Annotated in this window: 24 protein-coding genes; 13 read left to right on the forward strand and 11 right to left on the reverse strand. The window is 29.9% G+C overall.

Annotation, left to right across the window (positions count from 1 at the left end; genetic code table 11):
* The first annotated feature begins 118 nt into the window (after window positions 1-118).
* Both ACFQ1O_RS07430 and ACFQ1O_RS07435 read left to right on the forward strand, forming a co-directional pair.
* Entirely contained in the window at window positions 119-3,481 is a 3,363-nt protein-coding gene (locus ACFQ1O_RS07430) for a hypothetical protein (RefSeq protein WP_377714946.1), read from the forward strand.
* 8 nt (window positions 3,482-3,489) lie between these two features.
* The gene (locus ACFQ1O_RS07435) at window positions 3,490-9,006 is read left to right on the forward strand and encodes a DUF6443 domain-containing protein (RefSeq protein ID WP_377714948.1); all 5,517 of its coding nucleotides are present in this window, start codon (window positions 3,490-3,492) and stop codon (window positions 9,004-9,006) included.
* 601 nt (window positions 9,007-9,607) lie between these two features.
* Here the strand turns inward: ACFQ1O_RS07435 and ACFQ1O_RS07440 are convergent.
* From ACFQ1O_RS07440 to ACFQ1O_RS07460, 5 genes are all read right to left on the reverse strand, one after another.
* The gene (locus ACFQ1O_RS07440) at window positions 9,608-10,105 is read right to left on the reverse strand and encodes a hypothetical protein (protein ID WP_377714950.1); all 498 of its coding nucleotides are present in this window, start codon (window positions 10,103-10,105) and stop codon (window positions 9,608-9,610) included.
* Window positions 10,106-10,206: 101 nt separating this feature from the next.
* Window positions 10,207-10,362, reverse strand: coding sequence for a hypothetical protein (locus ACFQ1O_RS07445; protein ID WP_377714952.1), 156 nt, complete (start codon window positions 10,360-10,362; stop codon window positions 10,207-10,209).
* 75 nt (window positions 10,363-10,437) lie between these two features.
* The gene (locus tag ACFQ1O_RS07450; RefSeq protein ID WP_377714954.1) at window positions 10,438-10,869 is read right to left on the reverse strand and encodes a hypothetical protein; all 432 of its coding nucleotides are present in this window, start codon (window positions 10,867-10,869) and stop codon (window positions 10,438-10,440) included.
* Window positions 10,870-10,872: 3 nt separating this feature from the next.
* Window positions 10,873-11,190, reverse strand: a complete 318-nt coding sequence (locus tag ACFQ1O_RS07455; protein ID WP_377714956.1) for a hypothetical protein — start codon at window positions 11,188-11,190, stop codon at window positions 10,873-10,875.
* 10 nt (window positions 11,191-11,200) lie between these two features.
* A complete protein-coding gene (locus ACFQ1O_RS07460; RefSeq protein WP_377714958.1) occupies window positions 11,201-11,575 on the reverse strand; it encodes a hypothetical protein in 375 nt (124 codons plus the stop codon).
* 90 nt (window positions 11,576-11,665) lie between these two features.
* Here ACFQ1O_RS07460 and ACFQ1O_RS07465 point away from each other — a divergent pair, with 90 nt between their 5' ends.
* The 3 genes from ACFQ1O_RS07465 to ACFQ1O_RS07475 all read left to right on the forward strand — a co-directional run bounded on the left by ACFQ1O_RS07465 (window position 11,666) and on the right by ACFQ1O_RS07475 (window position 14,581).
* Window positions 11,666-11,890: a helix-turn-helix domain-containing protein gene (locus ACFQ1O_RS07465; RefSeq protein ID WP_377714960.1), complete on the forward strand. Its 225-nt coding sequence runs from the start codon at window positions 11,666-11,668 to the stop codon at window positions 11,888-11,890.
* A 342-nt stretch (window positions 11,891-12,232) separates the two neighbouring features.
* The gene (locus ACFQ1O_RS07470) at window positions 12,233-13,141 is read left to right on the forward strand and encodes a hypothetical protein (RefSeq protein WP_377714962.1); all 909 of its coding nucleotides are present in this window, start codon (window positions 12,233-12,235) and stop codon (window positions 13,139-13,141) included.
* A gap of 207 nt (window positions 13,142-13,348) precedes the next feature.
* On the forward strand, window positions 13,349-14,581 hold the full coding sequence (locus tag ACFQ1O_RS07475) for a hypothetical protein (RefSeq protein WP_377714964.1): 1,233 nt from the start codon (window positions 13,349-13,351) through the stop codon (window positions 14,579-14,581).
* A 151-nt stretch (window positions 14,582-14,732) separates the two neighbouring features.
* On the opposite strand, the gene ACFQ1O_RS07480 is transcribed toward ACFQ1O_RS07475, so the two are convergent.
* Entirely contained in the window at window positions 14,733-15,320 is a 588-nt protein-coding gene (locus ACFQ1O_RS07480) for a recombinase family protein (RefSeq protein WP_377714966.1), read from the reverse strand.
* A gap of 128 nt (window positions 15,321-15,448) precedes the next feature.
* Window positions 15,449-15,772, reverse strand: coding sequence for a helix-turn-helix domain-containing protein (locus tag ACFQ1O_RS07485; protein ID WP_377714968.1), 324 nt, complete (start codon window positions 15,770-15,772; stop codon window positions 15,449-15,451).
* A gap of 86 nt (window positions 15,773-15,858) precedes the next feature.
* Here ACFQ1O_RS07485 and ACFQ1O_RS07490 point away from each other — a divergent pair, with 86 nt between their 5' ends.
* Window positions 15,859-16,203: a hypothetical protein gene (locus tag ACFQ1O_RS07490; RefSeq protein WP_377714971.1), complete on the forward strand. Its 345-nt coding sequence runs from the start codon at window positions 15,859-15,861 to the stop codon at window positions 16,201-16,203.
* A 36-nt stretch (window positions 16,204-16,239) separates the two neighbouring features.
* On the opposite strand, the gene ACFQ1O_RS07495 is transcribed toward ACFQ1O_RS07490, so the two are convergent.
* Window positions 16,240-16,908 carry an IS6 family transposase gene (locus tag ACFQ1O_RS07495; protein ID WP_377714974.1) on the reverse strand — a complete coding sequence of 223 codons (669 nt, stop codon included), beginning with the start codon at window positions 16,906-16,908 and terminating at the stop codon, window positions 16,240-16,242.
* Between the two features lie 145 nt (window positions 16,909-17,053).
* On the opposite strand from ACFQ1O_RS07495, the gene ACFQ1O_RS07500 reads away from it, so the two are divergent.
* Genes ACFQ1O_RS07500 through ACFQ1O_RS07530 form a run of 7 tightly spaced genes read left to right on the forward strand, consistent with a single transcriptional unit; the run spans window position 17,054 to window position 21,770 of the window.
* Window positions 17,054-17,785 (forward strand): hypothetical protein, encoded by a 732-nt coding sequence (locus ACFQ1O_RS07500; protein WP_377714976.1) that lies wholly within the window; start codon window positions 17,054-17,056, stop codon window positions 17,783-17,785.
* Between the two features lie 2 nt (window positions 17,786-17,787).
* Window positions 17,788-18,144 carry a hypothetical protein gene (locus tag ACFQ1O_RS07505; RefSeq protein WP_377714978.1) on the forward strand — a complete coding sequence of 119 codons (357 nt, stop codon included), beginning with the start codon at window positions 17,788-17,790 and terminating at the stop codon, window positions 18,142-18,144.
* Between the two features lie 7 nt (window positions 18,145-18,151).
* Window positions 18,152-18,622, forward strand: a complete 471-nt coding sequence (locus ACFQ1O_RS07510; protein WP_377714981.1) for a hypothetical protein — start codon at window positions 18,152-18,154, stop codon at window positions 18,620-18,622.
* A gap of 5 nt (window positions 18,623-18,627) precedes the next feature.
* Entirely contained in the window at window positions 18,628-19,866 is a 1,239-nt protein-coding gene (locus tag ACFQ1O_RS07515; RefSeq protein WP_377714983.1) for a hypothetical protein, read from the forward strand.
* On the forward strand, window positions 19,854-20,183 hold the full coding sequence (locus ACFQ1O_RS07520) for a hypothetical protein (RefSeq protein ID WP_377714985.1): 330 nt from the start codon (window positions 19,854-19,856) through the stop codon (window positions 20,181-20,183). Before ACFQ1O_RS07515 ends, ACFQ1O_RS07520 begins: the two co-directional genes overlap by 13 nt.
* Window positions 20,176-20,634 (forward strand): prepilin-type N-terminal cleavage/methylation domain-containing protein, encoded by a 459-nt coding sequence (locus ACFQ1O_RS07525; protein WP_377714987.1) that lies wholly within the window; start codon window positions 20,176-20,178, stop codon window positions 20,632-20,634. Before ACFQ1O_RS07520 ends, ACFQ1O_RS07525 begins: the two co-directional genes overlap by 8 nt.
* A complete protein-coding gene (locus ACFQ1O_RS07530; RefSeq protein WP_377714989.1) occupies window positions 20,634-21,770 on the forward strand; it encodes a type II secretion system F family protein in 1,137 nt (378 codons plus the stop codon). The genes ACFQ1O_RS07525 and ACFQ1O_RS07530 overlap by 1 nt, the downstream gene beginning before the upstream one ends.
* Here ACFQ1O_RS07530 and ACFQ1O_RS07535 read toward each other — a convergent pair.
* The 3 genes from ACFQ1O_RS07535 to ACFQ1O_RS07545 are packed head-to-tail and all read right to left on the reverse strand — an operon-like array spanning window position 21,767 to window position 25,651.
* Window positions 21,767-22,279, reverse strand: a complete 513-nt coding sequence (locus ACFQ1O_RS07535; RefSeq protein WP_377714991.1) for a hypothetical protein — start codon at window positions 22,277-22,279, stop codon at window positions 21,767-21,769. The two genes, ACFQ1O_RS07530 and ACFQ1O_RS07535, sit on opposite strands and share 4 nt — an antisense overlap.
* Window positions 22,269-23,486: a hypothetical protein gene (locus ACFQ1O_RS07540; protein WP_377714993.1), complete on the reverse strand. Its 1,218-nt coding sequence runs from the start codon at window positions 23,484-23,486 to the stop codon at window positions 22,269-22,271. Before ACFQ1O_RS07540 ends, ACFQ1O_RS07535 begins: the two co-directional genes overlap by 11 nt.
* Window positions 23,486-25,651 carry a type II secretion system protein GspD gene (locus tag ACFQ1O_RS07545; RefSeq protein WP_377714995.1) on the reverse strand — a complete coding sequence of 722 codons (2,166 nt, stop codon included), beginning with the start codon at window positions 25,649-25,651 and terminating at the stop codon, window positions 23,486-23,488. The genes ACFQ1O_RS07540 and ACFQ1O_RS07545 overlap by 1 nt, the downstream gene beginning before the upstream one ends.
* Between the last annotated feature and the right edge of the window lie 5 nt (window positions 25,652-25,656).

A 25,656-nucleotide genomic window follows, 5' to 3' on the forward strand; every position in this document is an offset into this window, starting at 1 on the left:
CACTCATCACCAAAAATGGTGAGTTTTAAAATATACTTATTTTTTGTAAAAAATAGTTGACGTAGTTTTATTAAATTTGCCAGAATTATATTTAAGTAATTATCCACAAATCTAAACTATGAAGAAACTATTTTTGTTACTACTACTTGGTAGTAGTAGTCTGTTTGGTCAAGAATTGCCCAAAATTATCCCACCAACACCAGAAGCAACCTCTTTAGGAAAATATGTAGATGTTCCCGTATCACATTATACAGGAATGCCTAATATTAGCATACCAATACATAATATTAACTTAGACGGTAAAACAATACCTGTTAATATTTCATATCATGCTAAAGGTATAAAGGTAGACGAAATTGCCTCTAGAGTTGGTATGGGTTGGACATTAAATTCTGGTGGAGTAATAACTAGACAAGTAAAGTGGCGAGCAGATGAAAAAAGTGGAACTATCGCAGATCCTTCAAGTTATCTTGAAGGAGATCATTTTGTTCATTACTATCAAGATACGCAAGAAGGAGCTGATGCTAGAGCGTATATGATGAATGCTGGTACAAATAAAGATTTTGATTACATGCCAGATCAGTTTATGTTTAACTTTATGGGGTACTCAGGTAAGTTTATTATAGACCAAAAAACGAAAAAACCCATTCTTCAGGATTTTTCAGATTTAAAAATAGAAAGAATTGGTGATGCTTTTGATAGTTGGGTAATTACTACTCCTGATGGCTATAAGGCATATTTTGGAAAATCATTTAATAGTAGTGATACAGCTAAAGATCATGATAAGATACTAAATAGCTATAAGTTTGATACGGTTATTCACCCACCTTTAGAATTTACTCCTTCTGAACCTATTTCTGCTTGGTATTTATTGGATATTGTAAGTCCACAAGGTAATGTGGTTTCTTATACTTATGAGGAAGAAACACCTATATATTTAAGAAGAAGTTACGATATGCTAGTTAAAAATACGGTTGGAGATGTTTTAAATACTAGGATTCCGACTTCATTTTTTTCTAGAGTACAACCAACTCAAAACCAAGTTAAAGAGATTAGTTTTGATGAAGGTAAGATAGTATTTGAAAGAAAAACTGCTCCAAGAGAAGATTTACCAGGAGCCTACGCTTTGGATAAAATTAAAGTATACGGAGGTAGCTCTTTAGTTAAAGGATTTAAATTTAACCATAGTTATACCGAAGCAGTTAATTCTAATGATGGTAATTCATTAGCTTATTTAGTAGCAAATGACTCTTCTGCAGCTAAAAGATTGTTTTTAGATTCAGTAGATACTTTTGGTTCTGACGAAAATGTCTTTTTAGCGCCTTATAAATTCTATTACAATCAAACAAAATTACCTAATAGGTTTTCTAACTCTCAAGATGTTTGGGGTTATTATAATGGGAAAGATAATGGACAATTTCTAACTTTTTTAAATTATCAGAATCAGGTAATTGATAGAAAAGTAGATACTTTAAAAAATAAAGCAGGAATATTAACGAAGGTCGAGTACCCTACTGGAGGTTCAGCTATTTATGAGTATGAAACTAACAAAGCAATTGCTCCATCTTACTTTAGTGGGTTACTGTTTAATAATCCAAACCCATTAATAGAAAAAAATAAAGGATTAATTAAAACCTCTGATCCTAATGTGTGGAATGGATCTTATTATGAATCAGATCAACCTTTTGAAATAAAGCCTCAAGCATTTAATAGTCCTACTACTTTAGTAAATAGCTTTGTTCATATTTTTCCATCTGACAATTGTAGCTCAACAACAGCAACGACTAATTGCCCTTATAATATTACTTTAGTTAATTCATTAGGAAATATAGTAGGGCAGTTTTTTAATGGAAATAGTACAACAACTATAACTCCTGGTTTTTATAAAATTAGAGTAACACCAACCGGTGCTGAAGATCCAGACGATTTTGAAAACAAATTCTTCTCTGTTACTTTAAAATGGAATGAACCTACTCAAGAAGAGGTAGAACATAGTATTTTATATACATCTGGGAACAGAATTAAGCAAATTACCTTAGATGATGAACAGGGTAATACCATTATTAAAAAATATGATTATAATCAACCTGGAACAAATATAACTAGTGGTAAGATTTTTTCTTTACCAGCATATTATGAAGCAGAGTTCAACACTTCTTTTTATACCATTGATCACCCATTTGAAACTGGAGCTAGACCTGGTAGTCCTTTAACCTATCACCAAGGAAATCATGAAGGTTATGCTTATGTTACAGAGTATGTAACAGATGTAAATAATAATAACTACGGTAAGACAGAATATAATTTTACGATAATTCCAGACGGAGGAGAATTTTATAAATTCCCTTATACATTACCAATAGATAACGAATGGCTGAGAGGAAAACCATTGACTATAAAGCAATACAAAAGGGAAAACAATGAATACTCATTAATTAAGTCTACAGAAAATGTTTATAGTGTTACAGCACTTTCTGGAACACAATATTCTTTAACTCCAGAATTAAGTGAAATAACACATATAAATACCAAAAGTCTTTATCTACTACCTTTAATGGTTCATAAAGCGCCAGAAACGGGTAATAATACTGATCCTCATAACCCAGAAGTGTATAAGAATTATTATTTAAGCGGAGAAGTTCAAAACTTATCTTCTACTACAGAGACTAATTACTTTGATGATAATACATTTTTAAAGACAGAGACTAAATACTATTACGAAGGAGACAATCATTATTTACCTACAAAGACGGAAGTAGCAACTAGTACTGGAGATAAAATGGTTACAAAAACTATTTATGCTGAAGATGTGGTTTCTTCTACTAGTTTAGTTGGCGGAAATCTACCAGCTGGTCAAGATCTTATTATTAATAAGTTAAAAAAGCCTGATCCTAATAATACTGATCGTCTTCACAGACCTGCTACCGTTATACAAACAGAATCATATAAAGTTGAAACAAACGGTACAGAGAGGTTGTTGGCTGTACAACGTAATTTATTTAAAGAAGATTTAACAAGCGGATTAATCTTACCTAGTATAGCACAATCTTCTAAAAGTACCGATGTATTAGAAGATAGACTAGAATATTTAAGCTATGATTCTAAGGGTAATCCTTTAGAAGTATCGTTAAAAGATGGAACAGTTATATCATATATCTGGAATCACAATAAGACGCAGCCTATTGCTAAAGTAGAAAATGCTACATATGCAGAAATAGCAGCTGCTTTGAATATGACAGAAACTGAATTGCAAAACCATAATTTAAGTACAACACCTTTTAATGCTTTACGTAGCCTTTTGCCTAACGCAATGGTATCTACTTATACCTATAAAGCTTTGGTAGGTATTACAAGTATGATAGACCCTAGAGGTTATTTAACCATGTATAATTACGATGATTTCAATCGTTTAGAGTATGTAAAAGATGCAGAGGGAAACATTTTATCTCAGAATGTATACAAGTATAAAAACCAAAACTAATTAAGGAAATGAAAAAGTTATTATATACACTAGTGCTTATTATTCCTGCATTAGTATTAGGGCAAAGTACGAATCAGAACTACGTAAAGAGTACAACCTTTAATAAAGAAATAAGAGAACAAGCTACTACCGTAACTAATCCAGACGGAAGTACAACAGTCATAAAGAGTATTAACCAAGCTAACGAAAAGGATAAAATTGAACAAGTTACATATTATGATGGATTAGGAAGACCTATGCAATCTGTAGCTCACAAAGCTGGCGGAGCTATAAATGCAGTTAATGAACTAGATTACGATTGGAGTATAGGAGATATTACCAGTACTTTTTTCCGTCAAATAGGTCAAGCTTCAGAAAATGAAATTGTAAACGGAGAAACTCCTTTTGGAGATACCGATTTATTATGGAAGTGTGGTAACGATGTAGATAGTAATGCAGATGGAGGTTGGAATACCCGCGAATTTCCTGTAGACAACACCAAGTCTTATAGATATACTACTTGGGTTAAAAAGACCAGTGATTTAGTAAATGGGAACACATACCATGGCGTTCAACATGTAAACAATTTAGATGGTACTGCTAACGGGAACCCCTATTTTTGGTTAGGTGATTTACCACAATTAGATACTTGGTATTTATTAGTTGGAGTGGTGCATCCGTATGATTATAATGGGCCAGATACAGGCGAAAGTGGTGTTTATGATGTTGATGGAAATAAAGTGCTAGACGGAACTGAATTTAAATGGAAATCAGGTACAAATTTTAGTTATTTTAGAAACTATTTGTATTACTCTACAAATACATCTGTACGTCAATATTTTTACAAGCCTTTATTACAAAAACTTAATGGTAACCAGTGGACTTTACAAGAAATAGCTAACGATGTAAATGCTAAAGATGTTGTTACTCATATAGAATACGATGCTATAGGTAGACAAGCTAAAACACATCTACCTTATGCAGATACCCAGGCTAGTACTCCTTTAGAGTATAGAACAAATGCTGAAGGTGCCACAAATTCTTATTATATAGCTAATTATTCTACAGATATAGATAATAGTTTACCAAACCCTTTTTCTGAAATAGAACATGAAACTTCACCACTTAACAGGGTGTTGCAACAAGCCGCTCCTGGTAAGGATTGGAGTTTAACATCTGGTCATACGATAAAGTTTGATTATCAAACTAATTTAGCTAATAAAGTTAGAAACTATGAAGTATCTTTCATAGGTAACGATTATAAACAACCAAAACTTATCTATAATGGTAATTATGCACCTAATGAGTTGTACAAAACAATCACCAAAGATGAAAACTGGGTTCCTGCAGATTCATTAAGTAGAACCACCGAAGAGTTTAAAGATAAATTAGGTAGAGTTATTTTAAAGCGTACCTATGTAAAAAATACTGATGGAGCACAAGATATTCTTTTAGATACTCAATATGTATATGATGATTTTGGTAATTTAACTTATGTGTTATCTCCAAAAGGATCTGATACAGTGCTTACCATGAATCAATACACTGATTTTAGTGATACTATTTCAGCAACTCATTTTGCTTTAGGCTCTAAATCGGCTGGTCCTCATACAGGTTCTGCTACAGTAAGTTTAACAGGAACAACTCTAACCTTAAATCTTAATATTCAGTTTTCTTATAATGCACTTGTTACAACTGGTTCTATTCATCAATTGAGTCAAGCCATTCCTAATGTAGATTTTAATACTAGCGGAAGTTTAAATGGCTATGGTTTTTCAATTGAGAATGGATATTTAACTGCCACCTATTTAAATAGTGGCGCACCAGCTCAACTTAGCTCACTAAATGGAACGTTTACTGTTGAAGTGCCAGAATATAGTATTCACCAAGATCAACTAGACGGTTTATGTTACCAATACAAGTATGATGAAAGAAATCGTTTAATAGAAAAGAAAATTCCTCAAAAAGGTTGGGAGTATATTGTTTATGATAATTTAGATAGACCTACGTTAACTCAAGACCAAAATCTAAAAGCTCAAAACAAATGGTTGTTCACTAAATACGATGCTTTTGGAAGAGTAGTTTACACAGGATATTATAATTCTTCTGAAAGTAGAGCAACGTTACAAAACACCTTAAATACTAGACCGAACAACCATGAAGAAAAAACAGTAACAAACAGCCCAATAAACAATTCTCCTTGTTTTTATACTAATAACATTTTTCCAAATACTAATATAGATTTATTAACTATTAATTATTACGATAATTATACGTTCGATACTGTATTACCTTTAGCTACCACAATTATTTTTGACGAGAATATTACTACTCAAACTAAAGGGTTAGCTACAGGATCTAAAGTACGTGTATTAGGTACTAATGACTGGATTACTACTTTTACTCAGTACGATAAAAAAGCAAGAGCTATTTATATAGTTTCTAAAAATGAGTATTTAAACACTATAGATATTGTTAAAACCGATTACGATTTTATAGGTAATGTATTAAAAACAGAAAGCTCACATACTTTTGGTAGTAACGCAGCTATTGTAACAGTAGATGAATTTAAGTATGACCATCAGAATAGATTACTAACTCAGAAGCAAACTATTAATGGCGGTGCAAAAGAAACAATTGTAAATAATACCTACGATGATTTAGGACAATTGGTTAAAAAAGGAGTTGGTAACAATGCTTCTATGCCGCTACAAAATGTAGATTACAAATATAACATTAGAGGTTGGTTAACAGCTATTAATAATGTAGAGCAATCTACTAACGATTTATTTTCTTTTAAATTAAACTACAATACAGTAGAAGGAGATTTAGCATCGTCTACACCAAAATTATATAACGGTAATATTGCACAAACCATTTGGAAGTCATCTGCTGATAATGAAAAAAGAAGTTATGCTTATAACTACGATGCTTTAAACAGAATTACTTCTGGGTACACTAGAATGGGAGCTGCATTAGACACCAATATGAATTTTGATTTACATGGTGTGATGTATGACAAAAACGGAAACATCTTAGACTTAAACAGAAAAGATGTAGCAGGTGTTTCTATGGATGAATTAGATTATACTTATGAGTTTAATCAGTTAACAAAAGTAACCGATAATGGTAATACAGAAGGCTTTAAGGATGGTGCTGATGAAATAGAAGAATATCATTATGATGAGAACGGTAACATGACATCTGATGCTAATAAAAAGATTACTTCTATAGAATACAACCACTTAAATCTACCTACAAAAGTAACTTTTAGTAATAACGATGCTAATGTTGCTGGAGCTGGTGAAATAGAATATGTATACGATGCTACAGGAGTTAAACTAAAGAAGTTCGCTAAAGAAGCTACTTTATCTAGTGGAACTAGTACTTTTTATGCAGGTAACTATATTTACAAGCAAGGTCCAGGACAGTCTAATGCAGGCTTAGAATTCTTTAATCATCCAGAAGGTTATGTAGAACCTACACAAAACACTGAAAGACCTTTCCAGTATATTTATCAGTACAAAGATCATTTAGGAAATATTAGGTTGAGCTACAGAGACCAAACAGGTAACTATCGAGTACTAGATGATAGTAAATTTAATGATAATGTACTAGAAGGATGGAGTATGTTTGTGGGAGCTGGAAATACAATAAGCGTAGAGAATAATAAATTAAAGGTAGATTTTACGAATTCTTATGGTGAAGTATGGAAAGATTATGTAGGACTAAATGGTCAAGGTAATAATATAAAGATTGAGCTAGATGTAGATACAGGTGCAGACACCAACCCTTTACATATCATAATTGTAGAATATGATGCTAATTATGTAGGGTTAGAAACTAATTACACTTATAATATTGCTTCAGGAAGAAATAGTATACAATATCAAACAACAGATGAAAACACTGCTATTGTTAGAGTATTTATAAGAAAAACCAATCCTACTACTGGAACTTCTAACCATTTCTATGTAGACAACATTAACATTACTAGCGGTGAGCTAGAAATAATGGAAAACAAAGCCTACTACCCATTTGGCTTAAAACATAACTATGGTACATCTAGTCCATTGTCTAGTATTTCTGGTAGCCCACATCCGTATGGGTATAATGGTATGGAAGAGACTGGAGATTTTGATTTTCATATTAATGAAATGGCAATGAGACAGTATGACCCAGCAATTGCTAGGTGGACTGTTATTGACCCAGTAACTCATTTTAATTATTCTCCTTATCAAGCATTTGATAATAATCCAATATTCTGGGCTGACCCTAGTGGTGCTGATTCAGAAATAAATACTGGTACATTATTACAAAATATGTTTAATGCTTCAGGGAGTGGTACTACTTGGTATAACTCTGGCAATGGTTCTTTTTCAACTGGAAGCGGAAATGGTGGTGGAGGGACTAATCCTTGGGAAGAGTTTTTTGCTAATAAAACAACGGAAAGTGACGATACAGGAGGTGGAGAGATTAAGTTGTCAAATGGTAAAAAGATGGTTATTGGGGTCGATGGCGTTGAAATAATAGAGGATGGTTTTTCTGAATTTGCTAATGGAACTGCAAATTATCTGTCTTGGATGGGAGCTTGGAGTGGAGTATTATCAACAACTATTTTTAAACCAGGCGGTATAGGAGACCCGTTTCATTATCGAAAAATATATGATGCTTATTCACTAACAGGTAAATCTTTTTACTTGCATAACCCTAATGTAGTTTATGATATGGCTAGAAGTAGGTTTATGGGGAATGTAGGAGGATTAACAAAAGGAGGTAATGCGTTTGGTTACGCTTCGATGGGAATTAGTCTTATGCAATATGCATATGATGGCAATTATGGTTACGCATTTGGCCCTAATAATAAATATGCTAAAGAAACTGAATTAGCACTAGATTTAACCATGACTAGAGTTGGTATGATGCCTAACCCATATGCCATAGGTGGTTCCCTTTTCTATTTTTATATAATGAAACCAATGGCAGCTGGTACTCAAAGATATATAGATGAAAAATTTGGTGGAGATAGAAAGGCTTGGAGAGAATCAATGACTTTAGGTAGAGATGGAGGGTACTGTTTTACTGCTGGAACAAAAATATCTATGAGTAATAATGGCTTTAAAGCTATTGAGGATGTTAAAGTAGGTGACTATGTTAAAACTTTCAATATAGAAACTAATAAAATTGAAATAAGCAAGGTTTTAAGAATAGACACACCAATACATTCTAATTTAGTAAAGGTAGGGTTTAGTGATAATACTATTAATAATAATACTCAAGACCATCCTTATTATGTGAAAAACAAAGGTTGGGCTTCAGTTAACCCTGAATTAACCTATAAAAACTATGGCTTTAAAGTAAATAAATTAGACATTGGTGATATTTGTTTTAAATTAATTAATAAGAATGAATTAATAGAGATAAAAGTGGTTAACTTTACAATTAATAAATTGCAACAAAAAACATTTAACCTTTCAGATGTAGAAAAGAATAATAATTTCTTTGCAAATGGAGTATTAGTTCACAATAAGTTTAACAAAGAATAGTATGTTGTATAAAATTTTATATGAAAAATATTTATTAAATAATAAGTTTTCTGTAAGTACAGATAATTCAATTTTTTCAACGCGATTGATTTTTTCTGCTGAAATAGCATTGAACTTTATCACTTTATTTTATTTTATGATAATTAATGGATTAATTAAAATTAGCCCTAAAGGTATTTTTCCTTTTGTTATTATTTTTTCTATGCTTATCTCTTTAGTGTTGACATTTTTTTTTATCAGGAAAGATAAATTAAAAAAACATATAGATAAGAAAGTACAATCTAATAAGATGAATAAGATTATAGCTATAACCTATACTTGTATAACTTATATTTTGTTTTTTATGACAATTGTCAATATTAAAGAATCAAATTATTTTTAAACAAATAAAAGCAGCTCACTCTAATTCAGTGGGCTGTTTCTCTACCCACCCCTCACAACCAAAACCCCCTCTCCATCTGCTGCTTAAGTAACGGGTATATTCTTACATTTTAGTATATATAATGTGCTTTGGAATTAACTATACCTTTTATTTATTGGTATATAAGATAATAGCCGATTTTTTAACCAAAGAAACTTATTTAAGCTTTCCCCCAGAATATTATACACACTTAAAGTATTTTAGGGCTAATTTTCTAAAAACCCCTAGTATATGGCTATCTGTGAATATTTCGGAATTATTCTCTAGCAAATAGTCTTCTGTTTCTGGAGATACTTTATAGCCATCTTTTAATTCGGAATAGCTAATACATTTAATATCGTTCTTGCTAAAGATTATAAACATTGTGTTTTTATATGGATAATCTTCCCCTCCAATACTATTATAGTCGAACTCACCACTCTTTCTAAATTTTACTTCTAGGTAATGAATCTTCCTTGATTTAGAATGTAAAACTATAAAGTCAGGAGTTTTTCTTATTTCGTAGATTATTTCGTTGGGTTCAATTTCTTTTAATTTAGGCATTATAGAGGGGATCTGAGTCTCCATACCATACCTATATACTTCGTAGCCTAAACTTGTAAATAATTGTTCTGTGATTGTCTCTGCTATTCTTCCTTTTAGTATATTCTCGTTGAAGAATACTTCTTGTTGTGTCATATCTAATCTTTAAAGAGGTAAATAAATTGAAAGGTATAGATACTCTTAGCGGAAAATACAACAAAGAGCCTTTAACATATTCACTAAGAACACTGCATAGATTACTTATTAGTGCCTTTCTCTGATTGTTTTCTATCTTTATAAATACTAATAAATTGGAAAAGGTTAACAAATAATCCAAAAGCTATAGAAAATATAGCTATAGGTAATAGAAAGTCAATAAGGATGTCGTTTATTAAAGCTTGTATTAATTCCATAGGAGTTTTTCCTAAAGATACTTCAATAAAGGGGCAGAGCAAAAGATGTGAATACAGTTGTTATAAGTCTAACACTTATGATAAGTCAACTCTATCTAGCCTTTTTAAGCTTATCAAATAATTGCTACCTTTAATTAAGCAGAGAAATTCTATTGAGTTGTGTTCAATCATTAAACTTGGATTAGTAACATTATCTTCTAAAACATTAATATGCAAATCATTTAACATTATAGCCTCGCCAATTTTAGAGTTCATTATTATGCTTTTCACCGTGGACTTTCTTAATGCTAATCTTACATCTTGATGTTCTCCAAAAAATATATGTATGGTTAAAACATCATCAGTTAAAAAGCTTTTTTGAAAAACTACTTTACTTTTATAAGGACTAATTCTAATAGGAACTTTTAATCCTGTAGTACCCATCCAACAAGCCTTAACATTATCAAAGTAAAACTCACCTTTAACTGAGCTACCATTATTTAGAAACTTATATAATTCTTCTTTCATATTTTATTTGTTATTATTTGACTCATTAGGTTCAACATACCAAATGCGTACTTCTTTAGAGGGTTTTTCAGATATAATTACTTTAGTAGTTTTATCTATAATGACTACACCGGGACCTATTATCACATTAACTTTAAAAACTGTTTGGTTACTTTCTCCTTTAGAAGATTTTATCCAAGCTTTATTGTTGTTTAGTAATAACGTATCAAGTGTTATTTCTTCTTTATAGTCTTCAAAAACAGTGTCTTTATCAAGTCTGAGTGTTTGGCTATATCCTCCAAATACTGTTATAAAGAATATTATTATTGGTAGTTGTTTCATTCTATACCTTTTATTTTTCAGCAAATGGGCTTTGACCTTGTCTTTGTATAATAGTTCCCATCCTCTTATACTTCATTTTTTTACCTTTTACACAAAGAATATATATACCATTTCCTGTTTGTTCTGATAACCTTAACAATGTAACCTCATTAATATCACAATCGTTCTCTATTGCTACATGAGATTTAATATCTTCAAGAGAAGGAAACATACCTTCATTAAACTTATTCATTTTCTTAGCCCATTTTACAATTTTCTTCTCTCTAAGAGGTTCTTTAAAACCTTCAGAAACTTGACAATCTGGATATTTGTTTTGTTCTGTCTCTTGAGCTTTAAGAGTACTAGCCAAAAGAGTCAACATTAATAGTAATACTGTTTTTTTCATGCTTATGTTATTTTATTAGTCCAAATATAAACAAAAGGCATAATATATTATACCTGTATCTGTCGATTTATATTAGATATTGGCTTTACAATGAAATCAGCTGATATAAAATATCTGAAATTGATAGGTAAAAACATTTCTAGAATTAGAAAAGAAAAAGGTTTGACCCAAGTTCAAGTCTGTGATGACATAGATATGGAACGTAATAACTTTTCAGGTATTGAAAATGGTAGACGCAACATGACCTGTATTACACTTAAAAAAATAGCTGATAGTTTAGATACAGAAGTTATCGAGTTCTTTAGATTTGATTAGATCTGGTTGTTTTTTTAGATAAAACAAACACGGCTACCCAAACATCCACGCTATTAGTTAATTTTTTATAACAGTAATTTTTATATAACTAAGCTTATACCTAATGTATGTGCTATAATTGTATTTGGTAATACTTTAGTATTTAATTGTACAACGGCTAAAAACTGTATGTTTAAGGATTTTTACTCTTGTTTATAAAAGCCCCCTAAAATTACGAGTCAAAAATTTTTCCCTTATGTATATGTAGTTAATTTGTAATTGCTAAAATGTTAAAATAGTGTTATTCTGATTTAGAAATAATATTTTTACTAGTAACTTCTCTAAAGAAAAACTAACTACTTAATGAGGCAATTAAAACGAACTATTGAGGATATAAAAAACGTATATCAAGAAGATTTAGATTTTACAGATGATTTTTTACCCCATTTAACCCCAGAATTAAAGAATATTAAAGAAGGTTTACGTAAATGTATTGATTGCTATTATTACCAATATTTTGGAGAGGATTATGAGCGTTTCCCAATTAACATTAATGAATATAGGACTGGTTCAAGGATGTCTTATAGGTTCAACGATACAAAAATTGAGGAATTTGTAGGTTATAACAATTTCATAGTGGAATTAAGAATATTAGTTAGAAACCATGTTGGAAATTATGAAAAAGATATAGAGTCTTTGGTAGACTGTTTTAATTCAGATTTTAAGATTTCTAAATCCGTATTAAGTAAACTGAAAGAATTGGAACAATCTATTATCTCTCTGGTTAATCTAGATCTAAATAAAATACAAAAAGTTATAGCTAAAGAGTATTCTGAGGGATATTTAAAGCTCTTTAAAAAACTTTTTAACGAATATAGTTCATTAGAGTTAATTAAGCCTCTAAGAGGTACAATTGATGAATTAGAAAAAATAATTGTTAGTAATCTGGTAGATAATAAGAGTTTAAATTCAGTTGTTTTTCAAGATAATCAAGAATACTTCTATAAAATAGAAAGTATTTTGGAAGAAAAAGGTTATTTAAGTGAAACAAATCAATGGGTATCATCTAAAGCTAATGTTGTAAGATTATACAAGTACCTTTCTAGTAAAGGTGTTTTTCGTAAAAGCAGAAACAAACCACATCTGAAAATCTTGAGGTTTTTCGAGGACAGGTATAATGTTGAATTAGGTAAAAAACTAATTAAACCAAATCAAATAGAACAATTAAAACCCGAAAAAAAACTCCTTGACATATTAAATAGTGTTCAGTAGTACTAAACCTTCTAAATTTTAGTCCCTTTTCAAAATAGGAGTCCCTTTTGCACCTCCTTATAACAAACTTACCTCTTGATATTCCAATCAGGAACAAAAATCTAGTATTATAGCTCTAGTCCCTTAATTCATAGTGGCTTAAATGCACTATACCTTACTGTCAAATTAATAACTCTTGGACTAATTCCAAGAAAAAACAGTTATAAAATGAGACAGAAAAAACAAAAAACAAGTACTTACTTAATTAACCATTATGAAAAAGTAACAAAACCTCAGGTTATTGAAAATTCGGACATCTATACCTTTTTAGAATATATAAAGAACCCCGATCAAGAATTTATAACTACTATCACACATGCTAGAGAACTGTGTATTAATGGTAAAAAAAGAGAGTATGACCAATTAAAAATGCAACAACCATGTTGTACATTAAACTTTACTTTTAGTGGTTATAAAAACAATAATAACATTATTGGAGCCACAGGTTTTATGTTCATAGACATTGATAACTCAATTGAGATTGATTTAAGTAACCCCTACCTCTTTGCTACATGGAAATCATTCTCAAATACAGGTAGAGGAGTATTAGTTGCGATAGATGGATTAACCCAAGAAAACTTTCAAGCTAACTATCTCTATGTAACAGAACTATTAAATATTAAAGCAGATAAAAATGCAGCTAAAGCTACTCAATTTACTATATATAGCTATGATAAAAACATATATATAAATGATAACTCCAAAATAATAAAAGCTAAGGAATCTAGTATTAAAATTAATGATATTAGAAATAAGAAAATGCACAATAGATTAGCATATAAAAAAAGAATAAAAGATGTTAATGTATTGTGCAATATTAAAATCAAATATGATATTTACGATGAGTTAGACTTCGAAGGAAAAGACTATATTGTATTTAACGATGATAAAGAATATTTTCCAGTTTTATATATTCCCTGGATAATCAATGTAGGACAAAGAAACACTAAAATATCTGCTATAGCTGAGCAATTTTTAGCGATTAATTATCATGCTAATGAAAAAGATTTTAGAATATTTATGAATTTTATCAATGGAAGGTGTGAAGAACCTTTAGGGGATGACGAATTGGAAGGTATAATTAATAGAAAATTACAACAAGATAGAGTCGAGTTAATTTATAATAAACCTAGAAGAATAGTATTTGATCCATATAGTGTTTTAAATAAAAAGCAGAAACAAAAAATAGTTGGTCAAGTTATAGGTCAGGTTCGCATTAAAAATTCAATAAATAAAATTAAAGAAGCAATAGATAATTGGGATTTTGAAAAACAAGGAAAAATAACTAGAAAAAGTATTTCGAAAGCAACAGGATTACATAGAAATACAATAAGCAATAGAATAGAACAGTTTTTAGAACTTATTTCCAAAATGAATGACGAGTACAAAAATTCTAGGTAGAAAAATATATTACGGTAGGTATTAGACCCCTCCATACCCTGTTGTTGAATTTATAGGCGGTATTTTTGATATATCGCCCCCATTAAATTAAAAAAAGTTTTTTCAAATAAAACCTAAGTTTGAGTTTTGGATTATAAATTCAAGTTTTTTATTAGCCTGCTACAATTCGCTTAACCTTCTGAACAGTACCAGTACTTACTCCACAAAGCTTAGCAACCCTTCTAATACTTTCTCCTTTTTCTAGCTCTTTTAAGACGTTCTTATGCTTCTCTAGAAACTTATCACTACTTAGCAGAGTTCCTCTCTTACGTCCAGCATAAACACCCTTTAATTTAGCGATAGCTATACCTTCAGCTTGTCTTTCTTTTCGGATGTTATTTTCAAACTCTGATAGAGTAGCTAGAATGTTAACTATTAGCTTAGATGTTAGGTTCTCTTTACCATCTATAAGAGTTCTTATACCTTCCTTATCTGATACTAAACAAACTCCTTTTTGGTTTAAGTAGTTGATAGTACTTAAAATGTCTAGAGTGTTTCTACCTAGTCTGTCGATACTATGCACATAAAGCTCTTCTACTAAGCCAGCTTCTATGTCTTCATAGAGCTTCTTTCCTTGAGGTCTTTCAAACAAAGGTATAGTTCCAGAGATTTTATCTAAGTACTGCTTAGCTCCAGAAATAATAGTTTGACGTTCTGTATTCTGTTCTAATGTAGAGACTCTAATGTATTGTGCTTTCATAGTGTGTCATTTTTAGGCTACTTAAATTAACACACAGTCAAGGCTAGTATATACTACTAAAATGGGTGTGTCAAAATAAAGTGTACCCAAATTCTAACACGAAGATAATAAAAAGACACGATTTGTATCTATTTTTTATTTTGGTTTATAAAAGCTTCCAGTAAGTCAAGTATCGAAAATTTCTTGTTTTCTGGTAATTCGAGCAGTTTCTTAAAGCTTTCTTTGAGTTTACTATCTATTTCAGAATCTTGATTTGTGCTGTAAGATAATAACTCTTCTATTGATACATTCAAAGCTTTCGATATTTCATAGAAGGTAGTAACATTAGGTTCTGAGCTTCCACTTTCGTACCTCTTGATTTGTGTAACGTGCTTTCCAATAGCATTAGCCAGCTCTTCTTGAGTTACTTTATTACCCTTCCTAATTTTCTTTAAATGTGCTCCAAAAGACATAAGAGCAAATGTAACTAAATTTTTAAACAGCTCTAATTAGTAAAAATAGATACAATTTGTATATATTTGAGTCAAATTATACAGTTATGCTAATAACATCCAATCCAAACCAAATCGAATACAAAACAGAAGAGTTACATATTTCCGTACTAGGAGGTATAAACCTAACAGCTCTGGATAGGCTTCGAGTTACTTTAAAGGTTAATAAGCTAGAGAATGAAGTACTAGCCATCAGACACAATGTAGACCTGTACAACGATATTCAAGTAGAAAAACTTGTTCGTAGAATAGCTGAACGATTGGAAATAGGAACAATCGGAATCCGTACAGAGTTACAGAATCTTATTGCATTACTAGAACCGTATAGACTGGAATTAATCGAGAAGCAATCAGAAACTCCTAAGCCAATAATAAAGGTTCTGTCGCATTAATCTTATCAGAATTTAAGATTGTTAGTCAACCATTGTTTAACTAGCTAAAGAGCAGAAGGTTTTAAATACAGTAGATTTTGGGGCAATTATTTGCCCCTTTTTAATTATGTTTACAATTTCTATTCCTGCTAATGTTCTTTGCGCTGATTCAAATTCTTTAAATCCTGTACTAATCTTCAATCTTCTCTTGATACTCCGATGGTCTTGTTCTATTATATTGTTCAAGTATTTGACCCTCCTAATCTTTACTTTATTTTTAGCAAAACTTCTCTTGTTCCAAGTTCTAATTCCAGCAGTATTAGCTCCAGATTTATCGATATTTATTATTCTAGGTTTACCATTGTTGCCAATAGCTTTATTCAAGAACTTTTGAGCGGAACCTTTCATTCTACGTTTAGTTAGAAGAAAGTCAATAGTATTGCCTAGTTTATCTACAGCTCTGTATAAGAATCTTTCTTTACCAGCTACCTTAATATAGGTTTCATCTAATCTCCAACTAGAGTTAGTAGGTTTTTTATGTTTGTTCATATTAGTCTCTATTTGCTTAGAAAATTTAAACACCCAACGTTGGATAGTAGAATGGTCTATTTTGATGCCACGTATGGCTAATAGTTCTTCAATATCTCTGTAACTGAGGGTAAATCTAAATTTTAGGTAAATAACTTGTTTTATGATGATAGGAGGGTAGCGATGATGTTTGTACATTTAGGATGATTTATCATTTCAAAATTAAGTATAATTAGAATAATGGAATTAATGCGACAGTATCAATAGTTTTTGGGTATATTTTTAGAGTAATCTATAATGATTAAATTGGTTAGGAATATTTATATTTACCAAAATTTTTATCATGTATAAAAAGTTATTTTTTATATGCATATTATCGCTGTTTTTTAAAAGTTGTAAAACAGTAGTGGTAGATGCCAAAAACAGCACAATAACCCAAAGGCCTGTTTCTTTACTTTGTATAGGAGACGAAGAAGATTTGTTATTAGAAAGTAACTATGCAAACAATGCTATTGTAGCGGTTAATAAGCCTGTAAAAGTAATTGTTACTACTAATCACTTTACTAAGAAAACTCATAAAGCTTATACTAACGCGAATAGTATTCAGAGTAAAAATATAAACGTTGAATATTCGGATTCTCTAGAAAAGAAGCCTATTTATCTATCTATATCAATAGCCGATAAAGTGAGTGTGTTAGATGCCTTAAAAGAAAAGCAAAACCAATCTTTAAAAGAATATTTGTCTTTGCAAGATAACGCTAAGCTTATTACTAAAATATCTCTAGTTGTAAAGACAGTAGATATAGAAAAAATGCAACAGGCAGAAGAAGTTTTTTTAGCTCCTTACGGTCTTAAATCTTATGCGTTAAATTTGTATTCAAAAGGAGAAATAATACATCGTGTTTTATTTACTGATACAGTTGTTTTTGCCTATAATAGTTCTGGTATTTGTTGGAAGGAAAATAATAAGCATCAATTAGAAATTGTAGATTTGGTAGGTGGAAATGGCTGTCCTGTAAAAACATTTAAGAGTGCTAATAGAGCCAAAAAGAAAATAAATTACTTTAAGTTGTAAGTATGAAAAAAATATATGTTTTATTGGTTATAATGGTATTTATCTCTTGTGATGATATTATAGATGAGGTAGATATATCAAACCGTTCAGTAGAGTTGTTAGCTCCTACAGATACAGCAGTATTAACCAGTACAGATGTAAATTTCACATGGAGTACTGTAGCTGATGCTAATGAATATGTTATTCAAATCGCTATACCAGATTTTACTAATTCGTTACAAATAGTAACAGATTCTACAATAAATACTACCAGTTTTTCAACTACACTTTTGGCAGCTAGTAGTTATGAATGGAGAGTAAAAGCAAAGAACCCAAATTACGAAACAGGTTTTAGTACTAGAAGTTTAACTACGCCATAAAACATTGTTGGATAAAAAGAAAAAAACATATTTGTTATTAGTAGTTGTTTTAGGGCTTTGGGGTACCATTGGCTATAAGATAATATCTGCTTTGAACCCTGAAGAATCTGAAGTATTAGTAGAAAATATATCGGTAGATTTTTCTCCAGAGAAAACAAAAATTGATACATTTTCGATAACTCAAGTAAAGAGAGATCCTTTTTTAGGTAAACTTTCTCAGTCTATCAATAAAACAAATCAGTTTGGAAATAAAAACTCTAAAAATAATGAGAGTGTAACTCCTTGGCCACAAATCCAATATCAAGGAATTGTTAAAAAACAGGGGGGCTCTTCTAAAATATTTATTATAACGATTAATCAGCAACAATATTTGTTGAAAAAAAATCAAGAAGTAGAAAGGGTAAAACTTATAAAAGGAACTTCTAAAGAGGTATATCTACGGTTTAACAAAGAAACCAAAATTATTAGTGCTCAATAATGGTTGTGCTTAAAATAAAAGCAGGAGCTTTACAACTTACCCTATTTATTTCGGTAGTGATAGCCTTATTATTAGGCGCCTTTATACTATATATTAAGCTACAAGATAGAATACAAAAACAGCATTATTTTGTGCAAGAAACTATTAATAATGCTCAAAAAGGAATTGAGTATGGTTTGATTAATAAACTAACAATTAATGACTCTATTTTTGTATTAGATAATGATGATGAATCTATTAAAGTTAAAAGTTCTTACTGGGGAATGTTAACTAAAATAACATCTAAAGCTACTATTAAAAATTTTAGTTTTAAAAAAGTAGCTTTTATTGGAACTCAAAAAGATTCGGAAAAGAATATAGTACTACAGTTAGCTGATTATAATAAACCATTAGTGTTAGTGGGGAAAACAAATATTCAGGGTAATGCTCTCTTACCAAAGCAAGGTGTTAAACCAGGGAATATTGCAGGAGTGCCATTTTATGGAGCTAATTTAATAGATGGAAGAATAAGTGTTGGAAATCAGTTACCTGAATTTTCTTTGGAAAGAAAGAAATACTTTAATAGTATTTTTTCAGTTCCTCAAGCAGAAAGTGATTTTATTGACTTAGATACAAACAGAAAATGGAAAAATTCGTTTAATAACGAAACAAAAGTTATTTACAGTAATTCAGCTATTCAATTAGAAGCAGTTGATTTATTAGGAAATATAAAAATTCAGTCGGCAACCAAAATTACCATTAAAGAGTCAGCTAATTTGAAAGACATACTGGTTGTTGCTCCAACAATAGAAATAAAAGAAAATGTAGTAGGAACTTTTCAGGCCATTGCTTCTAAAGAGATTATAGTTGATAAGGATGTTAAATTGGGGTACCCATCTGCTTTAGTAGTATCAGAAAATAATAAAGAAGAAAATAAGTCTTCTATACAAATAAGTAATGGGGTAGAAATAAATGGTGCGGTAGTTTATTTAGGTAAAGGAAAAGCTAGTAATTATGACTCGCAAATTTATTTAGATACAGATAGCAAAATTATTGGAGAGGTATATTGTAATAAAAATCTAGAGTTGCTCGGTAGTGTATATGGCAGAGTTTATACAGCTAATTTTATAACTAGGCAATCAGGTTCAATTTATCAGAATCATATTTATAATGGAACTATTTTAATAGATAAACTACCTAATGAATATGTAGGTTTATCTTTTGCTAAGAATACTAATAAATCTTTAGTAAAATGGTTGTATTAAAGAAAATAAAAGCATCGTCTTTAATGGAAACCTTAGTGGCTACTGTTTTAATAGTTATTGTTTTTATGTTAGCAAGTTTAACCTTGAATAATATTTTATATAATAGCACTAGGAAAGAAACAGGTAAAATAAATGTTCATATAAATGAGTTACACTATAATTATATACATAAACAAATAGAGGTGCCTTATTATAGTTCTTTTAAAGGCTGGAAAGTGTCTATAGAGAAAAATGAAGAGGATAAGTTGTTGTATTTAGAAGCGAAGCATAGTGAAACAAATAAAATTATTGAACGTAAAATAAAAGCCTTTGATTAAAAAAGTTAACGCATATACGTTAAGTGAAGTATTGGTAGTGTTATTACTAACCAGTATCATTGCTGGTATAGCATTTTCTGTATTAGGAATGGTTCAAAAACAATTATTTTCTGTACAGAAAAACATGGATATAAAAGCAAGTTTTCGGCAGTTAGAACAATCTTTACTAATAGATTTTAATAAATATCAGAATGTTAAGTTCAATGATTTAGAAAATAAGCTAATATGTTATTCAGAAATAGATTCTGTAGTTTATAACTTTAACCCTAAATATGTTCAAAAAGACTTAGATACATTTTATATTTCTGGAGTTTACAAAAAAATGTTTTTTTCGGGCAAAAAAGTAAATGAAGGGCTAATTGATGCAATAAAAATAGATAGTATTGAAGCGAACCCTAACTTACAGTTGTTTATTTTTAAACAAAATGATGCTAATACCTATTTAGATTAATGGGCTTTAAAATAGAAAATACAGCAAAAAAAGCTAATAGCAAATCAAATGAAGGTTTTGATATAGATGCTATATTAAAAAAAGAAATTACTTTTTTAGGCAGTTCTTTTTCGAGTAAATTAAAAGAAGACTTTTATACAGAGTTAAGTATTTTGTTAAAGGCAGGTATAGCATTACGAGAAGCATTAGAATTATTAAAAAAAGCCCAAAAGAAAAAGCATAACGAAGAAATGCTTACAGCTATAGTAATTGATATTGTTGCAGGTAATAGTTTTTCTGAAGCGCTAAAAAAACATAAATCATTTACAGAATACGAATACTATTCTTTAAAAATAGGAGAAGAAACAGGTACACTAGCAAGGGTGTGTGAGCAACTCGGTGGTTTTTTTGGTCGAAAAAATGAGCAACAAAGAAACCTTGTAGGTGCCTTAACATACCCAATAATTATTCTGAGTACAGCTGTATTAGTGGTTGTGTTTATGTTACAGTTTGTAGTACCAATGTTTCAAGATATATTTAAACAACAAAAAGTAGAATTGCCAATAATTACTAAAATTATTATTGATTTTTCTGAGTTTATTAAAAACTACAACGGATTGTTATTACTGCTTGTTGTTGGTATGTTTTTAGCTAATATGTTTTTGAAAAAAAACATAAAATACAAAAAGATTAAAGATAATGTGTTGTTGAAACTACCATATATAGGTAAGTTTGTAAAAGCTGTATATTTATCGCAATTTACCCAGGCTGTAACTTTGTTAACCTCTTCTAAAGTACCTGTAGTAAATAGTATTCAGTTAGTTAAACAAATGATCTCATTTTATCCTATTCAAATAGCTTTATCTGCAGTAGAAAATCAATTATTAAAAGGAGATAGTTTGAGTGATAGCCTAGCAAAACATAAATTGTTTGACGATAAAATGATAGCGATGGTAAAGGTGGCAGAAGAAACCAACCAGACTGAATTTATATTCGAGCGCTTAAATACTCAATATAACACTCAAGTATCTCAGCAATCTAAAAATTTATCTACAATCATAGAGCCTTTAATAATAGTCTTTGTAGGTTTTTTTGTTGGAGTAATATTGGTTGCAATGTATTTGCCAATGTTTAAGCTAAGTAGTGTTTTAGGTTAATTAAAACTCTTTAAAAGAACTTTAGCCTGAAGGTAATGCTTACCTGTTCTGTAGTTTTTTTCTTTTTTAAAGTGAAAATTTATTATTTCTCCAAACTTGGTTTCTTGTTCAAGCTTATGAATTAAGGCTAAAATTTGATTATAATCTCCTTCTAAAGTAAATTGATAGGTTTTTATAGTAACCTGGTTATTGCTACTGACGTGTGGTTCAACAAAGTCTAATACTTTTAACTGATTGCTTTTGGCATAAGCAGTAATGTTTTTTAGTAAACTATTCTGTATAGAGTTTCCACTAAGCTGATACTTGGTTAAAATAGAATCGTAATACTGTTGCTTCTTTTTTACTAATGTAAGCTGTTTAGGGGTATTCTTAAATAGGATTTCTTGTTGTTTTAAATGAATATATTGCTCTTTTAATACTAAGGTCTTAGAAATAGCAAACTGGTAGCAAACTACAGCAGCTATAAAAATACTTATAAGTAATATAATAAGTTGCTGTTTATTCTTCATGCTTCAAGTATAATTTTATAGAAAACTCAGATTTAGATTTTTTAATATCATTATAATCTAAAGTTTCAACAGTTTTTATCCATGTAGTATTCTCTAATTCTTTAATCCATTTAAAAAATAAATCACTTTTAGAAGAAACTCCAGAAATAATGATAGTATTATTTTCTATTTGTATGCTCTGATCTTTTTTAATTCTCTTTTTTAGAGGTTGATAATTTAATTCTGATAGTAAAATACTATTAGGAATGAGTTTTATTATTTCATTAATATAAAAAGAACTTTTAGAAGCGTTACTCTTAAGAATATCCGTTGCTAGCTTTTGAGTTTTTTGTAGTTTTTTATCTAAAGAGAGTACAGCATTTTTATTAACGGTATTTACCTGAGCGGTTTGTTGCAGCTCGTTTACTTTGTTAAAATAATGATTGAATAAAAAGAAATTAATCAATAGAGTTCCTAAAAATATTAGGAGAGCACTTTGCCATATTTTTTTAAATACAATTTGGTGTTTGAAGTCTTGAAATAACGTAAAGGTTTTTTCTTCAGAGTTAGAACTTCTATTATTAGTGCTTAAGAATGAGGTTATAGCTCCAGATAAGGATAAAACAAACTCGCTAACACTTAATAAACCGTTAATGTTATACTTTTCATTATTATCTATAGTCGTTTTTTTAATACTTATATCTGAAATTTTACTGTCTAGACTAATTTGAGCATTAGAAGTCTGTATTAAATTTAAAGATATAAAATCAGTAATTTCAGTAACTATACTATTTCCTAAAGAAAAAGAGGTTGCAAGAATATTTTTTGCTTTTAAATCATCTATTATAGAGTCTACATATTTTTTTCTACACAATGCTACAAAATAGATGTTGTTGTTTCCTGAAACAATTTCATAATAGAAATCTTGGGCGTTTATATTAGGAAAAGCAGCGTTAAGTATTGAGTTTTCATTTTTATTAGAAGTGGTTACTTTTTTAAACAGCACATGATTGGTGTTTATAATTAAAAAAGCGTGTTGGTTTTTAGGTAATTTATTAGCAATTAAATCTATTGAATTAGCCTTAAATTGTAAATTTATTACTAATTCCTTTTTATGCTTGCGTAAAGAGGTAATACGGTAGGATTTATCTTCATTATTATCAGAAGACGCTTCAATCCCATAAAACCGATTTCCAAACAGCAAATATGTAGCTAATTTTTGTAGCATTAATATATTACAGTTGGTTTAATTAATACCGCTAATTTACTTTTAGAAGCTTCTCTTTTTCTAGAGCTGAATAACCATTTAATTACAGGTATTTTTGATAGAAAAGGAACTCCAGTCCCAGAGTTTCTTTTAATTTGTTCTTCTAATCCACCTAGAATTATTATATCTTGATCTTGTGCTCTAATTGAAGAGTTAAAAGCTCTAGAATTGATATCAGGTGGAGCATCTACAGCTATTCTATTTCCAAAGCTAGATTGTATAACATCTATACTTAAAGTAACATTTCCATTTCCAGAAACATAAGGTTTTATAGTTAAACCTAACTCAGCACTAATTTGATGGTAATTTGTGAATTCTGATGTTTGTGGATTGTCTGTTCCATAAATATTTCGCTGTGTAACTGTATAATAAGTTTGCTGGCCACTAGAAAAAGTAGCACTATGCCCGTTTAAAGTAGATAATTTAGGTGTTGACTTAATTTTTATATCGCCATTAGTTTCCATTGCTTTTATCGTTGCAAAGAAATTAGGAACAACCTTCCCTAAGTTAAAAGTGCCAAAGCCCTTAAAACCTCCTATAATATTATTAATAGTCTGTGCTCCTAGTGTTAAATCAGTTGTTGGATAAATACCCCCTTTAGTTGTTACTGGAGCATCACCAATACCCCAGGTAACACCTGTCTCTATAGTAGCATTTTTACTTACTTCAATAAACATTACTTCTATTAAAACTAGGGGAATGGGTTTGTCTATTTTATGAATAAATTCTTTAAAACGTTGAATGTTTTCTTGAGTACCACTAACATATATACTATTTAATTCTGTATCAATATTAAATTCAATGCCATTTTTAACTTCATCTGGAATAATACCGACTATATTGTTTTTTTGAGAACCATTATTATAATTTCTACTAGAAGAATTATTGTTTTGCTGCTGTTGACCTCTGTTTATGTTGTTAAACTGATTGTAAGAGTAGTTATTATTAGAGTTAGAAAAACCACTATTTCCTCCATGAAAATTATTATTAAAACTACTATTTCCGATAGCACTGTCATCTAATAAAGCAACGGAACGATGCATCAAATGAATAATCTCAACTTGACGTACACTTAATTGATTTGCAGTTCCAAAGAAGTAAATGTTATTCTCTTTTTTATAAGTGAAGCTTTTACTGTTTGAATTGGATTTTCCACTACCAGATTGAGAATCGCTTTTTCCTATAGCAGAATATTTGCTTTGTGGTTCGAATATTTTGTTTAGTAAATAGTCAAAATTAATCGATTTTGCTTTTAAAGTAGCAACTCCAGCATCATCTAAAGGAGTAGCGGTAAAAACATCTATTTTTAATTCGTTTCCTATATCATGAATGATATCTGCTATAGGAGTATTAGCAAAGTCTACGTCTAAAATTTTATTTTCATAATCTAATACTTTAAAATAAAAATTAGATTTACGTCTTCTTTTTGGTCTAGTAGTAGCTTGGTTATTTTGAGATGAATTGTTGCTAGTTATGCTAGTTGTTTCGTTATCCTCAAAAAGAAAAAAGTTGTCTTTGGTTTTTTCTACATATAAATTATTAGCAAAAGCTAATTTATCCATAGCAGCTTCAAAAGGTGTATCTTTAATATAAGCCGTTAAATTCTTATTTTCTAAACCTGGAGAAAAAACTAAATTCTTTCCAGAAATATCCATTATTCGTTTAAAAACATCGTATAGTTTGTCTCCTTTAGCGTCTATAGATAATAGATTGCTATTTGGGTTGTAGTTTACAGGTATTATTTTTTCTAAAGGCGCCTCAACTGGTTTGTGGTGTTTTTTAATTGATAATATATTACCCGTAAAATCAATATTTAAGTCATATTCTTTACATAAAAAAACAAGCAAATCACTCACCGTAACATTAGAGAAGTTGTTTGCTAAAGTAATGTTGTTTAATTCAGGAGAAACATTAATGTTTATTTTATGAATATTAGAAACAGCTAATAAAAAAATTGGAAGTGTTATATTATTAACGCTAATTTCTGTTTTTACATTTTCGGTTAAACCAAGATTATCTACAGATAGTGCTGTTAGTTGGTTTTTTATGTTTTCTATTCTAGAATCATTTTGCTGTGCTAAGCAAAAACAGGTTGATAATAGAAATATAAGTAGGATTTTTTTCATTTTAT

It is taken from the genome of Pseudofulvibacter geojedonensis (genome assembly GCF_042675745.1).
Taxonomy (GTDB): domain Bacteria; phylum Bacteroidota; class Bacteroidia; order Flavobacteriales; family Flavobacteriaceae; genus Pseudofulvibacter; species Pseudofulvibacter geojedonensis.

Bases quoted from the DNA above. Each gene is read 5' to 3' on its own strand.
- ACFQ1O_RS07540 (WP_377714993.1), bottom strand. From the start codon at position 23,486: ATGCTACAAAAATTAGCTACATATTTGCTGTTTGGAAATCGGTTTTAT.
- ACFQ1O_RS07450 (WP_377714954.1), bottom strand. From the start codon at position 10,869: ATGAAAGAAGAATTATATAAGTTTCTAAATAATGGTAGCTCAGTTAAA.
- ACFQ1O_RS07445 (WP_377714952.1), bottom strand. From the start codon at position 10,362: ATGGAATTAATACAAGCTTTAATAAACGACATCCTTATTGACTTTCTA.
- ACFQ1O_RS07485 (WP_377714968.1), bottom strand. From the start codon at position 15,772: ATGTCTTTTGGAGCACATTTAAAGAAAATTAGGAAGGGTAATAAAGTA.
- ACFQ1O_RS07430 (WP_377714946.1), top strand. From the start codon at position 119: ATGAAGAAACTATTTTTGTTACTACTACTTGGTAGTAGTAGTCTGTTT.
- ACFQ1O_RS07535 (WP_377714991.1), bottom strand. From the start codon at position 22,279: ATGAAGAATAAACAGCAACTTATTATATTACTTATAAGTATTTTTATA.
- ACFQ1O_RS07500 (WP_377714976.1), top strand. From the start codon at position 17,054: ATGTATAAAAAGTTATTTTTTATATGCATATTATCGCTGTTTTTTAAA.
- ACFQ1O_RS07480 (WP_377714966.1), bottom strand. From the start codon at position 15,320: ATGAAAGCACAATACATTAGAGTCTCTACATTAGAACAGAATACAGAA.
- ACFQ1O_RS07460 (WP_377714958.1), bottom strand. From the start codon at position 11,575: ATGAAAAAAACAGTATTACTATTAATGTTGACTCTTTTGGCTAGTACT.
- ACFQ1O_RS07465 (WP_377714960.1), top strand. From the start codon at position 11,666: ATGAAATCAGCTGATATAAAATATCTGAAATTGATAGGTAAAAACATT.
- ACFQ1O_RS07440 (WP_377714950.1), bottom strand. From the start codon at position 10,105: ATGACACAACAAGAAGTATTCTTCAACGAGAATATACTAAAAGGAAGA.
- ACFQ1O_RS07470 (WP_377714962.1), top strand. From the start codon at position 12,233: ATGAGGCAATTAAAACGAACTATTGAGGATATAAAAAACGTATATCAA.
- ACFQ1O_RS07490 (WP_377714971.1), top strand. From the start codon at position 15,859: ATGCTAATAACATCCAATCCAAACCAAATCGAATACAAAACAGAAGAG.
- ACFQ1O_RS07545 (WP_377714995.1), bottom strand. From the start codon at position 25,651: ATGAAAAAAATCCTACTTATATTTCTATTATCAACCTGTTTTTGCTTA.
- ACFQ1O_RS07530 (WP_377714989.1), top strand. From the start codon at position 20,634: ATGGGCTTTAAAATAGAAAATACAGCAAAAAAAGCTAATAGCAAATCA.
- ACFQ1O_RS07475 (WP_377714964.1), top strand. From the start codon at position 13,349: ATGAGACAGAAAAAACAAAAAACAAGTACTTACTTAATTAACCATTAT.
- ACFQ1O_RS07435 (WP_377714948.1), top strand. From the start codon at position 3,490: ATGAAAAAGTTATTATATACACTAGTGCTTATTATTCCTGCATTAGTA.
- ACFQ1O_RS07495 (WP_377714974.1), bottom strand. From the start codon at position 16,908: ATGTACAAACATCATCGCTACCCTCCTATCATCATAAAACAAGTTATT.
- ACFQ1O_RS07520 (WP_377714985.1), top strand. From the start codon at position 19,854: ATGGTTGTATTAAAGAAAATAAAAGCATCGTCTTTAATGGAAACCTTA.
- ACFQ1O_RS07505 (WP_377714978.1), top strand. From the start codon at position 17,788: ATGAAAAAAATATATGTTTTATTGGTTATAATGGTATTTATCTCTTGT.
- ACFQ1O_RS07455 (WP_377714956.1), bottom strand. From the start codon at position 11,190: ATGAAACAACTACCAATAATAATATTCTTTATAACAGTATTTGGAGGA.